The organism is Cupriavidus sp. GW823-FHT06D04 (assembly GCF_058795055.1).
Map to the genome: position 1 here is coordinate 76,065 of NZ_JBXAHL010000015.1, position 14,281 is coordinate 90,345.

The window sequence follows — 14,281 nt, forward strand, 5'->3', positions numbered from 1 at the left end:
TCTGCGCCACCATTCTCCGAACGAGAATGTCATGAATGCCTTTAGGCTGACCATTGCCTTTGACGACAATCTGTTCTGTGCGATGCCTGGAGAAAGCCTCAAATAGCCATTCGTCCAGAGGAGACATTTGTCTTGGCCTTCGCCAACATCATGGTTCACATGGACAAGCTGGTCTCAAGCAGGGGGGCGTCATGCCCAGGATTAGGGACGAACTCCGGGGCGCGGAGTTCCGGTAGCCTGGACCTTCAACGCGCCGCGTCCCCCGGGATGCGGGCTATGCCATAGCGTCCTTGATGTCGCCGGTCACAGCGCCAAAAATTAGACACGTACCCAAACGACCTGAGGAGCGCGATCATGGCGGATTTGGCTGATGCTGCGACCCGGCAGGCGCGATGCGGCGATGATCCCTTGCGTCAGTTGTTGGTGGCATCGGAAATCTTCCCTCTGGCCAAGACGGGCGGCCTGGCGGACGTCTGCGGGGCGCTCCCCAAAGCGATTGCCCGACTCGGCATCGACGTCCGCTTGATGATGCCGGCATATCCGGAAGCCTTGGAGCGCCTTGTTGCGGCGCGGCAGGTAGCCGAGCTTGCGGAACTGCTGCCGGGAGTCTCTGCGCACCTGATTGCGGGTTCGATGCCGGGTACCGGCTTGCCGGTCTGGCTGGTCGACTGTCCGGAACTGTTTGACCGACCCGGTACGCCTTATCAGGATCCGAGCGGCTGCGATTGGGAGGACAACGCGCAGCGCTTTGGCGTGCTCTGTCACGCGGCCGCACGGGTGGCCCTGGGGCAGGCCATCCCCGACTGGCGTGCGGACGTCGTCCATGCGCACGACTGGCATGCCGGGCTAGTGCCTCTGCTGCTATTACTGAACGGCCAGCACCGGCCACGCACCGTATTCACCGTCCACAACGCGGCTTTCCAGGGCAACTTTCCACTCGACCGTGCAGAGCTGCTTGGTCTGCCTCAAGAGACAGTGACACCCGACGGCATCGAATTTTACGGCCAACTCTCGTTCTTAAAGGCTGGAGTGCGCTACGCCGACAAGGTGACGACCGTCAGCCCGACGTACGCGAACGAAATCTGCACGTCCGAGTTCGGCTTCGGCATGGAGGGGCTGTTCCGGGCCAGACGTGCCGATCTGGTCGGCATCCTCAACGGCATCGATGCGGAGCAATGGGATCCACGTACCGATCCGTATCTGTCGCACCACTACTCGCGCGACGATTTGAGAGGAAAGCAATCATGCAAAGCCGACGCGCAGCGGGACCTATATCTGAATGTCGATGCGTCGGCACCGCTGACGGTATTCATCAGCCGTTTGACCTCGCAGAAGATGGCCGATGTGGTGCTCGAGCGGTTGCCCTACATGATGGCGCGCCACCCGCGGCTGCAATTTGCACTGCACGGGTGCGGCGAGCGTAAGCTGGAATCCGGCTTTACGTCCATGGCCACCCGCTTTCCCGGGCGCGCGTCAGTGCAGATCGGCTATGATGAGGCGCACGCGCACAGCCTGCATGCAGCCGGTGACATTCTCCTGCACGGGTCCCGTTTCGAGCCATGTGGCCTGGCCCAGATGTATGCCATGCGTTATGGCACGGTTCCAATCGTGCGGCGGGTTGGCGGACTTGCCGACAGCGTGCGCGATGCGGGCACGCATGACCGGCCCGCTCCCGGCGCGACCGGCTTCTTGTTTGACGACGCGACGGGGGAAGCCTTGGAATTCGCGCTGTCGCGCTGTCTGGCCCTGTATGAAACGCGGCCTAAGCGCTGGTCAGAACTCCGGCAGCTGGCCATGTCGAGCGACTTTGCTTGGGCGCGCTCGGCAGCGAGCTACGCGTGTATTTATCGTGAACTGGCGGGCATGCGTCTGCCTGCGCTTGGCCCTGGTTCGCGAGGACCGAATGCTGCCCCTGATTAAGCCGGGACGTGTGGTCGGCGTGTAGTGCAACCGACGTTGCAATCCCGAGGGGCTCCTGTACACGCTCTGTCTTGTGGCTGCTTACGCTGTCGCGGATAAGGCGAATTCCTTGCTCGGGGCGCTGACGACAATGTCGAGGGAGAACTGGTTCGCGCCCATTCAGCGCGAGGTGATCGCGAAAAGTCAAGCCGATCAAGTGGAGGTACGACGGTCCATCACGGCGATTCTGTCCGGTGCCTTTTCACTGATGCAGTGGTGTTGTCTGTCGGCATATGCGGGGCGGCCCGACATGCGCAGCCAACCAAAGCAGCGTGGCGCCGGGCAGCTGCAAACCAACCTATTGTGCTGATGATCCCACGTGTATGCGTTGCCGCGAACCCTGCCGGAGAAGTTGTCTGCGTTGACGGAGCTGGCACTCGATTTGCGCTGGACTTGGAGTCACGCGCTGGACGTCTTGTGGCAAACCATCGATCCGGAGCTCTGGGCGCGCAGCCCCAATCCATGGGTGATCCTGCAATACATTCCGCAAGATCGTCTGGATGAACTCGGGAGCGACAGCACCGTCTTGCAGGACCTCAATCGGGCGATTGAGAATCGCCGGTGCTATCTGGCGGGCGGGCTCGGAGTGCCGGCGGGCGACTACCTCAAGACGGCTAGCGATCTGGATGCGCCAGTGATTGGCATAGGACTGCTCTACCAGGAAGGCTATTTCTGCCAGATCATCGATGCGAATGGGGACCAGCGGGAAGCCTATCCCCACAACGCTCCGACGAGCCTGCCTATCCAGCCGTTGATCGGCGCGGATGGCGCGTGGCTGAAAGTTGAACTGAGGCTGCCTGGCCGTATGCTGTTTGTCCGTGTATGGCAGGCGATTGTCGGACGCACCCGCTTATACCTGCTTGATAGCAACGATGTGCGCAACGGTGCCGCGGAACGCGGCATCACGGCTAAGCTGTACGGCGGGGGGGCGGAAATGCGACTGCTACAGGAGGTGGTGCTTGGCATTGACGGCTGGGCCATGCTCGAAGCGCTCGGCATCGAGGTGGAGGTGTGTCACCTCAACGAAGGTCACGCGGCGCTGGTGGTCTTGGAGCGAGCCCGTCGCTTCATGCAGCGCACGAATGTCTCGTTCCGGGAGGCCATGTGGGCCACCGGCGCCGGGAACGTGTTCACGACGCACACGCCAGTGCCGGCAGGATTCGATGCATTTCCGCCATCATTGGTCTATGCGTATGCGCGCGAATATCTTCGTGAATTCAACCTCTCGGTAGATGATTTTCTTGCGCTGGGTCGGCTTGACCCGACCGACAAAGACGAACCGTTCAATACTGCCTATCTGGCACGGAATGGGTGCGCGCATGTCAATAGCGTGAGCCGGCTGCATGCCGACGTCAGTCGCAGGCTTAGCGCGCGAGCCAAGCGATGACAGCGGCCCCGTCGTCGGTGGGGGCCATCCGGGCGGCCGGGGCGGGTGCGCGGTTGCTCCCGCCACCGGACAGCGCCCGAGGCAGCCGCTCCAGCGGCATGGGTAGCGTGGCGACGGATCATCGGTCTATGTAAAATCGTGTCAGGCGTGGGCGCGTGGGCGCGTGGGCGCCCAGGCGATGCCCTTGCTGGCTGCAGCTCGCCCCGTTCCGGTTATCGCAATCTCGAGCAATTTGGACGTCCCGGACAATCGAAGGCGCCACTGATCTCCATCAACCGTCCTTGGGCATCACAACCTAGAGTGAATCCAGGACCATCCAGGCCGACGGAGTACAGCCATGCGCTATGAAAGCATTTTAGTGCACCTCGATGCCAGCCAGAGCGCAGCGCGGCGCCTGGAGCTCGCCGCCCGTCTGGCCGTGGCCAACGAATGCCGGCTGATTGGGCTGTTTGCAGGGTTCATGGCTCCCGCGTGGGTCTATGCTATGCAAGGTACTGAGCAGTTCATGGCCGAGGATCGCGAGCGGCGCCACCAGGTACGCGACGAGGTGCGACGCCGGTTCGAGGCCGCAGTGAGCGAGCTGTCAGTGGAAACGGAGTGGCGTGCGGTGGAGGGCGAGCCTGTGGCGATGGCGCTGCGCGAAGCCCGCGAAGCCGGCCTTATCGTTGCCGGACAGTACGATCCGAGCGATCCCGGCAGCTTCGTCGCGCATCAGTTTTTGGAATCTTTGATACTTGAAGCCGGCAGGCCGGTGCTCGTGATTCCGTTGGCGGGGGTATTCCCAACGGTGGGGACGCGGGTCATGCTGGCATGGAATGGTAGCCGGGAAGCGACAAGGGCCCTGCACGACTCCATTCCGCTCCTCGCCGGCGCGCAGGTCAGGATCCTGAACGTGCAAACCACGTCCAAGGAGATGCGCGTGGACGCAACGCCTTGCAGCCACGCGGCCCGGACGCTGATGCGCTACGGCGTTGCCGTAGAGGTCGAGCACGGTACCGGGGGCTCCGATCTGACCATCGGCGAGTTGCTGCTTTCTCGCACGGCAGATTTCAATGCTGACCTGATCGTCATGGGGGCCTACAGCCATGGCCACGTGCGCGAGCTGGTGCTCGGCGGTGTGACGCGCACGTTGCTGGCGTCCTTGACCGTTCCCGTATTGATGTCGCACTGACCTCCGCCTGGACCGCCGGCGTGTAGAGGGTCGCTTCGAGCAGGCCGCAATGGCGATGGCGGGGATACCTTCCGAGCTTCGGCAAATCGAGCTGTGGACCGGCGTGACGGTCGCGTGCATGTTCAAGCAAATAGGCAATGGTATGGGGTCGCAGCGAGTGCGGTCCGCGATCTCCAGCAGCGCGCCGGCGTCGGTGGGCGCGTTCCAGGTCGGCCACAGCACGCAAGCGCGGTTCTTCCCCTAGAGGGGAATAGGAATAGGGCGAGGCCGGGATGTCGCATCAAATGAAGCGATCGGCGGGCGTGGTTGTGCTGCGGCCGGAGGCGGGCGAATGGCGTTGTCTCATTCTACGTGCCTACCGAAATTGGGATTTCCCCAAGGGGTTGCCTGAACCAGAGGAGACCGAACTGGGGGCGGCATTGCGCGAGACCGAAGAGGAAACCGGCCTGACAAGGCTGCAGTTTCGGTGGGGCGAGCAGTACTGCGAAACCGAGCCCTACAACCGCGGCAGCAAGGTGGCTCGCTATTATCTGGCGGTTTCGGCCCGGGGCGACGTTGTCTTGCCGATTAGCCCGGAACTGGGCCGGCCGGAACACCATGAATTCCGCTGGGTATCTTTTGCTGAAGCTGAGCAGCACTTGCCGCCCCGGCTGTTGCCTGTACTTGAGTGGGCGCGGAGGATGGTCGGAATGAAAGTCGCGAGAGACCCTCCTGAAGGGGCGTCGGGTCCGGCGCCAATGGAGTAGCGCCTCCGCCTTCTCTTTCAAGTGACGCATGCGGACGATTCCAGAGATCTGAGGGTTTGCAGCCCTTGCAGGGATTCGTCGACTTCAGGGACGGATCGTCAGAACGGCGGCGCCGGCCAGTCTGCCCGCACCCATGGGGGCAAAGGTCAGCGCCGCGAGTGGGCGAGCACCGGTCTCTGCGCTACAGCTTGCACCGCCGGCTGCACCACTTGTCCAGCTCCACCGCAATCGTCAATGTCAGCGCGAGCGACAACAGCCCGGCCCACGTCGTAGCCGACACAGGTGTGAGACTGAGCGTGTCGCTTAACCCAGGTATGTACATGGCAACAATATGGAATGACTGGGCGGCCAGTACGCTGGCCACCAGCATCGGATTGGCGAAGACCCCCTGTCGGAATACGGAGTGGCGCTCCGAACGGCTATTAAACGTCTGCAAGTTCTCAAACAGCACAAACAGCAGCAGCAATTGGTTGCGTGCCTCGTCGATGGGATAGCCGCGGTCGAGCAACCAGTAGAAAGTTGCGAATCCCCCTACGCCCATGACTAGAGTCGAATAGCAGATGCGGCGGATCATTACGCGGTCAAAGATCGGTTCCCGGGGCTTGCGCGCCGGATACGACAGTTCATCGCCCTCCGCGTGCTCGGTAGCCAGAGCCACGTCCTGGATGCCATTGGTCACGAGGTTGAGCCACAGCAGCTGCACCGGCAGCAATGGCATTGGCAGACCCAGGGGAATCGCCAGCAGAAACAGAACCATTTCGGCCGCGCCCGTGGAAACCACCATAAAGATGACTTTTCGAATGTTCGCGTACGCCACCCTGCCTTCATGGATGCCGTTGACGATGGACGCAAAGTTGTCATCGGTGAGGACAATGTCTGCGCTTTGCTTCGCCACTTCAGTTCCCTTTCGGCCCATGGCCACACCGACGTGTGCGTGCTTGAGCGCAGGAGCGTCGTTGACGCCGTCGCCAGTGACTGCCACGAAATGGCCGGTTCTTGCCAGCGACAGGACAATGGACAGCTTCTGGTCCGGACTGACGCGGGCGTAGATGCGCGCACGGCGGGTCAGTTGGTCGAGTCCGTGCGGCCCCTCGCTCTCGGCCTGGCGCACCTGCTCGCCCGTCACGACCTGGTCCGCGTTAAAGCGCAGCCCCGCCTGTGCGCCAATTGCGCTGGCCGTCAACGGATCGTCGCCAGTCACCATCGCCACGTCGATGCCGGCGCTGTAGCAGCGTCGGATAGCCTCGGGGACCTCTGGACGAACCGGATCCTTCATGCCTGCCATTCCCAGAAAGGTCAGATTGACCAGGTGCCCGTGTCCATAGGACCCGTCCGGCTCCGCATCAATCGTGCCTTCAGCGAACGCCAGCACGCGTAGTCCTTGCGCGGCCAGCGCTGTCTTTTCCCGAAGCAGTGCCTCGCGCCGGATCGGCACGGCATGGCCGCGAACATCCGCCTGGTCGCACATGGCGATCAGCGTCTCGGGCGCTCCCTTGACGAACACGCGGATCGTCTCTTCGTGCCGGTGGAACGAGGCCGCGTACCGCAGGTCTGGCTCATAGGGGATACGGGCCACCAAGGGGTACCGCTGTCGGACCTCATTGGCTACGGTGCCTCCCTTGTGCGCCGCGGCCAGCAGCGCCACGTCCACGCTGTCCCCGGTGCCAGTCCAGCCGTCGCGCTCCCTGGATAGTTGCGCCTCATTTGGCAGCGCCGCGGCCCTCAGCAGGGCCGCTACCTGCGTTCTCGCGTCCTGCTCGGTGGCGCCGGCGGCGCGGATCTTGCATCCATCCAGGTCGTGCCCGACGTCGAAGGACAGCGCCGTGCCGCCGGGAAGCCGGATATCCGTGACGACGAGCTCGTTCATGGTCAGGGTGCCGGTCTTGTCGGTGGCGATCATGGTGCAGGAGCCAAGCGACTCCACGGCGGGCATTTTGCGCACAATCACGTGGGCCTTTGCCATCCGCCGGATGCTGATCGCCAGCGCCACCGAAATGGCGACGGGCAGTCCTTCGGGGATCGCGCTTACCGCCAGTCCGACCGACATCATGAACAGCTCGCGCAATGCCATGCCGCGCAGCATACCCACCAACACCAGCAACGCTACAGCGACGCCTACCGCCACCGCGATCAGTCGAGAAAAACGCTGGAGCCTGAGAATCAAAGGTGGCTGCGAGATGGATTCGCGGCCCAGTTCCCGCCCAATCCGGCCAATTTGCGTGGCAGGGCCAGTTGCCACCACGATGCCGTGGCCCCTGCCGCGGAGCACCACAGTGCCGGCGAAGGTCAGACACTGGCGGGCGCTCGCTGGGGCGTTGCTGGGATCACGTGCGGAGAGCTTGCGCACCGGTAACGATTCGCCGGTAAGCAGGGATTCATCGCACTGCAGGTCAATGGCGTAGGTCAGTTCCAGGTCGGCCGGCACTCGGCTGCCGGCTTCCAGCACCACCAGGTCACCCGGTACCAGGGTACTTGCGTCGATCTCCTGCTGCACGCCGTCCCGGATCACCGTGGCACGGGGCTGCTCCATCTTGCGCAGCGCCACGGTCGCCTTGTCGGCCGTATGCTCCTGTGCGGTGCCGATGACGCCGTTAATCAGCAGTACTGCCCCAATGAACAGTGCATCCTTCAGGTCACCCAATGCAAGCGACACCGCCGCCGCGGCCAGGAGGATGTAAATAAGCGGACTGAGGAACTGGCGCAGAAACACCGCGACAACCGACTTCGGGGCCGCCTGAGGCAGCACATTGCGGCCCACCTCCGCCAGCCGCGCACGAGCCTGCGCGGTGGTCAGGCCGGGAGGGACGTGCGCCGGATCGATGCCATCCCGGGTACCGTAAGGTTCTTCGTGAGATCGGGGGCGATCCGTTTGCAACGCGCTGGAGCGATTTTGCATGAGGTTTCCCAAGGGATGCTCGGCGCGGAGCCAGGCGTGTGCACCCTGCGCGTACGCCATATGCGGCCGGCGGGGCCGGACACTGTTCAAGCGTAGGTACCCGTGTGTCCACATGATTGATCCGGATCAACCACTACTCGGTTCCCCCTCCTAGACTGCCTGTATCAGCCAGCGGCACCCGTGGTGGGGCCAGCGGCTTTGCGCAAGCGTCAAAGGACACCAGCATGCAACTGCAATTCCTCGGCGCGACCGATACGGTCACCGGCTCCAAGTACCTGCTCGATACCGGCCGTCACCAAGTCATGGTCGACTGCGGCTTGTTCCAGGGATACAAGACCCTGCGCCTGCGCAATTGGGACCCACTGCCGCTTGATCCGGCCAAGCTCGACGCCGTGGTGCTGACCCATGCACACATCGACCACAGCGGGTATTTGCCCCTGCTGGTGCGCAACGGCTTCCGCGGCAGCGTGTATTGCACCATGGGCACCGCGCAGCTGTGCGGCATCCTGCTGCCAGACAGCGCCCACCTGGCGGAAGAAGACGCCGATTACGCGAACCGCAAGGGTTTTTCGCGTCACCGGCCCGCATTGCCGCTTTACACTGCCGCCGACGCTGCACGAGCAATGCGGCGGCTCCAGCCAATGGAATTCGGCAAGCGCTTCCAGGTGGTGCCCGGCGTAGAGGCCGAGTTTGCCCGGGCCGGACATATCATCGGGGCAGCGATCGTCACGTTGTTCGTCGACGGCAAGCGCATCGTCTTCTCCGGCGACCTCGGGCGGCAGCAAGACATCGTCATGCGCGCGCCGGAGATGGTGCGTCAGGCGGATTACCTGCTGGTGGAGTCCACCTATGGCGACCGGCGGCATCCGGATGACGACCCGCTGGATGTGCTCGGCGAGATAGTCAGCCGGACAATTGGCCGCGGCGGCAGCTTGATCATCCCCGCTTTCGCGGTGGGGCGCACGCAGAGCTTGCTGTACTGCCTGCACCGCCTGCGCGAGCTCAAGCGAATCCCCGACGTGCCGGTGTACCTCAACAGCCCGATGGCCATCGACGCGACCATGATTTTCTCGCTGCATCCGGAAGAGCTGCGCATCAGCCGCGAAGAGTGCGCCGCAGCCTGCAATCTCGCCACCCCGGTGCAAAGCATGGAGCAGTCGATCTGGCTGAACCACGACCGAAGTCCCAAGATCATCCTGGCTGGCAGCGGCATGGCTACCGGTGGTCGTGTGGTCCACCATCTTGCCGCCTACGGCCCGGACCCTCGCAACACCATCCTGCTTTCCGGCTTCCAGGCGGCGGGTACGCGCGGCGCAGCGCTGGCCGCAGGGCGGCGCGACATCCGCGTCCATGGCAAGGACATCGCCGTGCATGCGTCGGTGGAGCAGGTGGAGAACCTGTCCGCACATGCCGATGCCGCGGAACTCATGACCTGGCTTGGCGGCTTTCACCAGCCGCCGCGGCGTACGTTTGTCGTGCACGGCGAGCCACAGGCAAGCGATGCGCTGCGCCAGCACATCGAGCGCGATCTGCGCTGGGCGGTCACCATGCCGGAATATCGGCGGTCCTACCCGCTCGATTGATCCAGCCCGGCGCCTGTCATGTGCATCTTTGGGCACGTCTGACAAACCGGAATCACGTTATGGACTTTAGAACCATCCTCGTCGACCTCAGCGAAGATTCTGCCCGGTCGGCACGCATTGAAACGGCGGCACGGGTTGCCGCGAAATTCGGCGGCAGCGTGGTCGGACTGACTGCAACTGGAACAAACCTGGAGCCGTTTCGCGGGGCGGGCGAAGAAGCAGGGCAATACGTGGCGCTTGCCGCCAGCCAGCTGCACAAACTGGTTGCCGGTCACAAGGAAGCCCTCGACACGCTGACCAGGCAAGTGTCGCCGGACATTCCCACCCGGCACATCATTATCGACGCCGAATCCGGCTGGGCGCTTGCCGACGAGGGCCGTTTCGCCGATCTCATCCTGCCCGCGCCGCCGTCGGCGGATGCCGATGTGCCGGCGCTGCTGGCCGGGGTTGCGGAGTATGCGATGCTCAATGCCGGCCGGCCCATCTTGCTGGTGCCGGGCGCGGCCGGCCCGCGCTTTGGTCGCCATGTCGCCATCGCATGGAACGGCGGCAGAGAGGCCGCGCGGGCGGTAGCGGACGCATTGCCGTGGCTCGCGCATGCCAGTGCTGTTTCCGTCCTGGTGGTCAGCCCAGACAAGTATGGTGGTGCCATTGGGGAAGTGGCCTACCGTGACAGCGGGAACCGGCTGACAGCGTGGCTGGCCAGCCATGGCATCAATGCCGATCTGGTTTTCGGGGAGGGCGACCCCGACCACGTTCTGCCGCAACTTGCTTGCAAGGTACAGGCCGACCTGCTGGTCGCCGGCGGCTATGGCCGTTCCCGGCTTAAGGAGCTTGTGCTGGGCGGCACCACCCGCGCCCTACTGCGCCAGGCAGCGTTTCCAGTCTTTATGTCGCACTGAGGTGCGATTACTGCCAGTCGGACCTGGCAGTGCGTTAGCGGAGGCCGTGCCGGGGGCGCCGTTTGGCTAGCACTTTGCCGGGCAAGCCAAACGTCGGGTTGCCGACATCGCCGAGCTGATTCCTGAGCTAGTCTCTAAAACGGCTTCCCACAACAGCGGCTCGGCTGCCGAAGCGCCGAAGAAGCACGAGAATCCAGCCTTGGAACACGCCGGCTCAGGTGCTGAGCGGATTGAGCTTTGGCTTGCAGGACCGTGTCGTCGCGCTATATTCTATTCAGAAGTGATTAAGAAGCCCGGAATCGGCCAGACATTGCGCGTTGCGTGACTAACCCATTCGCCCCCAAAGACAAGGCTCAGCTGTTATCGTTCGAGAGCCCGCGCTCCTATGCTATCGATATGGCGATTGGCAGTGGCGCGGTCGTCCTCTTCGTAGTGCTTGCCTTCGTTTTGCAGGCTACCGTCGAACGGCACCGGGGGCTTTTGGCGCCGTTGGTGCCGCTATTGGGGGGGGGCATCGGGCTCGTTGTTGGTCTCTATTGGATCAGGCTGAGAAGGCTCAGGCGCGTCTCGGGGGGCAGCCGTCAACGACTGGAAGAAAGCGAAGCGCGTTTGGCGGATATCATTCGCTCGTCCATGGAAGCGATCATTACCGTGGACAGCGACCAGCGCGTCGTGCTGTTCAATCCGACGGCCGAAGCCTTGTTTGGCTGGCCAGCGGCGCAGGCGATTGGCCGCCCACTGGGCGATTTCATTCCTGAGCGCTTCCGCGCCGCCCACGCGGAGCATGTGCGCCGGTTTGGGATTACTGGCGTTTCGGAGCGCCAGATGGGGTCTCAACGCCTGGCGCTCTACGCTATGCGGCGGGATGGCAGCGAATTTCCGGTCGAAGCGTCCATCTCGCAAACTGTTCACGGCGCCACCAAGCTGTACACCGTGATGTTGCGCGACATTACCGAGCGCGTCCGTGCTCAGGAGGCCATGCAGCGCAGTCTTCAACGCGTGAGGGAAAGCGAGGCGCGCCTCGCTGGGATCATCCGTTCCTCCATGGAGGCGATCATCATTGTGGACAGCGACCAGCGCGTCGTGCTGTTCAATCCGATGGCCGAAACCTTGTTTGGCTGGCCGGCGGAGCAGGCGATCGGGCGCCCACTGGGCGACTTCATTCCTGAGCGCTTCCGCGCCGCCCACGCGGAGCATGTGCGCCGGTTTGGGATTACCGGTGTATCGGAGCGCCAGATGGGGCGTCAACGCCTGGCGCTCTACGCCATGCGGCGGAACGGCAGCGAGTTTGCGATCGAGGCCTCTATTTCGCAAACGGTCGACGGTGGCGGCAAGCTGTATACAGTGATGTTGCGCGACATTACTGAGCGCGTCAGTGCCGAAGAGGCCCTACGAAGCTCGCGCGAGGAATTGCAGCAGCTTTCCGACAGTATCCTCGCCACTCGCGAAGAGGAGAAGCGCCGCATCGCGCGCGAACTCCATGACGACCTGGGTCAGCGCCTGAGCGCGCTGAAGATGGACTTAGCCATGCTTGGCACGGACGTGGAGGAGTGTAAGCCCACCGTTGGCCTGCTGGACGAGATCGCAGGCATGAACGCGGTCATTGACGACACGGTGGCCTCTGTCCGCCGTATCGCTAGCGCTCTGCGGCCCGCGCTGCTGGACGACCTGGGTATGCTGCCCGCCATTGAGTGGCTGGCGAACGATTTTGCCAACCGGTATGGTCTGGCGGTGACGGTGGACGGCGTCGACGTCGATGTCCCGGAGCAGACGGCGACCGCGCTGTTTCGCATCGTGCAGGAGGCACTGAGCAACGTCGTTCGCCACGCTAACGCGACCAGCGTGCAGATCCACCTGGTGTGTGACGACGACCGGGTTGGCCTGCGAGTACAGGACAATGGTGCAGGCTGGGACATGAAGCCACACGCCAACGAGCCGCGCAAGTCGCTGGGGCTGTTGGGCATCCGGGAGCGGTCTCGTCTGCTCGGGGGCGCCGTATCGATCGAAAGTGCTCCCGGGAAGGGCTTTTGCTTGAGGGTAGATATCCCCCCGCAACGGAACGCCGGCCTGGCAGGGCCTTGAAATGCTCCAAAGCAACACGATTCTAGGGGAGATCCCCCACGCTTGACAAACTGCCGCCCGGATGAACGCCATAAAGCGCCCGGCAAATCACTCGCGTGGCCGGGCGTTGGCACCACTGCGAAAGGTAGGGCCGCGGCGTCATATCGACAGCACTTTAGGTGACTCATGGATGAGCATCCAATTGCGATCGAGCTTGCGTCGTGCCAACAGTGCCCGGCGCCGGCGGCTTGCCAGCCATCGTGGGGCATCGGGCACATGGCGGGATTGCCTTCTCCGGCACAGACTCTATAGTCCATTGGCATGTTAACGGCAATGAGAGCCTGCTGCCGGCCAACCGGTTCGATGGGAAAGGGAAAATCGCTGAAGGTTCCGTCGCGGCGATGCGCTCTGCGGAACTCGTGGGAAGAGGGGCCTTCCGCGTGATTGTTTTCTTCTCACATGAACAGGGAGACCATGCATGACACGCGTGATGATTGCGGACGACCACGCCGTCGTGCGAGACGGCTTAAGGCACATCCTGGAACGGGCGGGGTCGTTTCAGGTGGTTGCCGAAGCGGCTGACGGTGCGCAAGTACCAAGAATGGTGAGGGAATGCAGTCCGCAGGTCTTGCTCCTTGATCTGTCCATGCCTGGCAGGAGCGGTCTGGAGTTGATCCGCCTACTACGCACCGAAGCGCCGGCCTTGCGCATCCTCGTGTTGACGATGCATGCGGAAGAGCAATATATCGTCCGTGCGTTCCAGGCCGGAGCGGCAGGCTACCTGACCAAGGAAAGCGCGGCCACGGAGCTGGTGTCCGCCATCGGACAGGTAGCGCGGGGTGGTACCTATGTGAGTCAGGGAATTGCAGCAAAACTGGCAAGCGGCCTGAAGGATCAGAGCGATGACTTGCCCCACCTGCGGCTGTCGGACCGCGAGCTGGAAGTGTACCGGCGGCTGGTGCTGGGCGAGCCCATCACGGCGATCGCCATGGCACTGTGTGTCAGCGCCAAGACCGTTAGCACTTACAAGATGCGCCTCATGGAAAAGATGCAAATGCCCAATGAGGCCATGCTGCTGCGGTATGCTATGCGGAACCATCTGTTCGACGACGACGCCGACCTGTAGCAGTCGCGTGTAGTTGAACTCGCCCTGGCATTATGATGTTGAGGCGGTCCCTAGCCCGGTCAGCGCCAAGCGCAGCGCGTCTAGTTCCAGCGTCCTGTCAAAGCAGTAGCTCGCGCCTGCCCGCAGGCAAGCGCGCCGCAGCGGCAGGCTGAGGGCGTCGCTCAGCACGATCACGATGGCATCTGGGATGGCTGACCTGAGTATCCTCACCTCCTGGATCGCGCCGCCACTTGCGGTGCGCAAGCCGATCACGACAACGTCGGGGCGATGACGCATGAGTCTAGTCAGCTCCATGATGGCGCTAGCGCCCGACCCTGCAATTCGTATGCGAGGCAATCGTGCGAAGATGCCAAGCTGCCTGCTTCGGATCGCATTCGCATGCTCGAGCAGGTACACAGTGAGGACCTTGGGTTGGATACTGTCTGGCATGTGGCCAGTATGACCGCCGCC

General features: G+C 63.1%; 10 protein-coding genes. 8 read left to right on the forward strand and 2 right to left on the reverse strand.

The window, feature by feature from the left end:
- Window positions 1–354: 354 nt before the first annotated feature.
- The 4 genes from glgA (at window position 355) to AC1Q7H_RS19645 (ending at window position 5,263) form a co-directional block, all read left to right on the forward strand.
- On the forward strand, window positions 355–1,920 hold the full coding sequence (gene glgA, locus AC1Q7H_RS19630) for a glycogen synthase GlgA (RefSeq protein ID WP_492381579.1): 1,566 nt from the start codon (window positions 355–357) through the stop codon (window positions 1,918–1,920).
- Window positions 1,921–2,278: 358 nt separating this feature from the next.
- Window positions 2,279–3,346, forward strand: a complete 1,068-nt coding sequence (gene glgP / locus AC1Q7H_RS19635; protein ID WP_492381580.1) for an alpha-glucan family phosphorylase — start codon at window positions 2,279–2,281, stop codon at window positions 3,344–3,346.
- A 337-nt stretch (window positions 3,347–3,683) separates the two neighbouring features.
- A complete protein-coding gene (locus AC1Q7H_RS19640; RefSeq protein ID WP_492381581.1) occupies window positions 3,684–4,517 on the forward strand; it encodes a universal stress protein in 834 nt (277 codons plus the stop codon).
- Window positions 4,518–4,789: 272 nt separating this feature from the next.
- Window positions 4,790–5,263 carry an NUDIX domain-containing protein gene (locus AC1Q7H_RS19645; RefSeq protein ID WP_249221419.1) on the forward strand — a complete coding sequence of 158 codons (474 nt, stop codon included), beginning with the start codon at window positions 4,790–4,792 and terminating at the stop codon, window positions 5,261–5,263.
- Between the two features lie 181 nt (window positions 5,264–5,444).
- Here the strand turns inward: AC1Q7H_RS19645 and AC1Q7H_RS19650 are convergent, their stop codons facing one another.
- Complete coding sequence (locus AC1Q7H_RS19650) at window positions 5,445–8,159, reverse strand: cation-translocating P-type ATPase (RefSeq protein ID WP_492381582.1); 2,715 nt, start codon at window positions 8,157–8,159, stop codon at window positions 5,445–5,447.
- A 224-nt stretch (window positions 8,160–8,383) separates the two neighbouring features.
- On the opposite strand from AC1Q7H_RS19650, the gene AC1Q7H_RS19655 reads away from it, so the two are divergent.
- The 4 genes from AC1Q7H_RS19655 (at window position 8,384) to AC1Q7H_RS19670 (ending at window position 13,831) form a co-directional block, all read left to right on the forward strand.
- On the forward strand, window positions 8,384–9,742 hold the full coding sequence (locus AC1Q7H_RS19655) for an MBL fold metallo-hydrolase RNA specificity domain-containing protein (RefSeq protein ID WP_492381583.1): 1,359 nt from the start codon (window positions 8,384–8,386) through the stop codon (window positions 9,740–9,742).
- A 59-nt stretch (window positions 9,743–9,801) separates the two neighbouring features.
- A complete protein-coding gene (locus AC1Q7H_RS19660; RefSeq protein ID WP_492381584.1) occupies window positions 9,802–10,644 on the forward strand; it encodes a universal stress protein in 843 nt (280 codons plus the stop codon).
- A gap of 396 nt (window positions 10,645–11,040) precedes the next feature.
- Window positions 11,041–12,726 carry a PAS domain-containing sensor histidine kinase gene (locus AC1Q7H_RS19665; RefSeq protein WP_492381623.1) on the forward strand — a complete coding sequence of 562 codons (1,686 nt, stop codon included), beginning with the start codon at window positions 11,041–11,043 and terminating at the stop codon, window positions 12,724–12,726.
- Window positions 12,727–13,183: 457 nt separating this feature from the next.
- Window positions 13,184–13,831: a response regulator gene (locus AC1Q7H_RS19670; RefSeq protein ID WP_211982963.1), complete on the forward strand. Its 648-nt coding sequence runs from the start codon at window positions 13,184–13,186 to the stop codon at window positions 13,829–13,831.
- A 30-nt stretch (window positions 13,832–13,861) separates the two neighbouring features.
- Here AC1Q7H_RS19670 and AC1Q7H_RS19675 read toward each other — a convergent pair whose 3' ends face one another.
- On the reverse strand, window positions 13,862–14,107 hold the full coding sequence (locus AC1Q7H_RS19675) for a response regulator (RefSeq protein WP_228772452.1): 246 nt from the start codon (window positions 14,105–14,107) through the stop codon (window positions 13,862–13,864).
- Window positions 14,108–14,281 lie beyond the last annotated feature (174 nt).

Coding starts and splice junctions, on each gene's coding strand:
- glgA (WP_492381579.1), top strand. CDS start 355: ATGGCGGATTTGGCTGATGCTGCGACCCGGCAGGCGCGATGCGGCGAT.
- AC1Q7H_RS19665 (WP_492381623.1), top strand. CDS start 11,041: ATGGCGATTGGCAGTGGCGCGGTCGTCCTCTTCGTAGTGCTTGCCTTC.
- AC1Q7H_RS19655 (WP_492381583.1), top strand. CDS start 8,384: ATGCAACTGCAATTCCTCGGCGCGACCGATACGGTCACCGGCTCCAAG.
- AC1Q7H_RS19650 (WP_492381582.1), bottom strand. CDS start 8,159: ATGCAAAATCGCTCCAGCGCGTTGCAAACGGATCGCCCCCGATCTCAC.
- AC1Q7H_RS19640 (WP_492381581.1), top strand. CDS start 3,684: ATGCGCTATGAAAGCATTTTAGTGCACCTCGATGCCAGCCAGAGCGCA.
- AC1Q7H_RS19645 (WP_249221419.1), top strand. CDS start 4,790: ATGTCGCATCAAATGAAGCGATCGGCGGGCGTGGTTGTGCTGCGGCCG.
- AC1Q7H_RS19670 (WP_211982963.1), top strand. CDS start 13,184: ATGACACGCGTGATGATTGCGGACGACCACGCCGTCGTGCGAGACGGC.
- AC1Q7H_RS19675 (WP_228772452.1), bottom strand. CDS start 14,107: ATGCGTCATCGCCCCGACGTTGTCGTGATCGGCTTGCGCACCGCAAGT.
- AC1Q7H_RS19660 (WP_492381584.1), top strand. CDS start 9,802: ATGGACTTTAGAACCATCCTCGTCGACCTCAGCGAAGATTCTGCCCGG.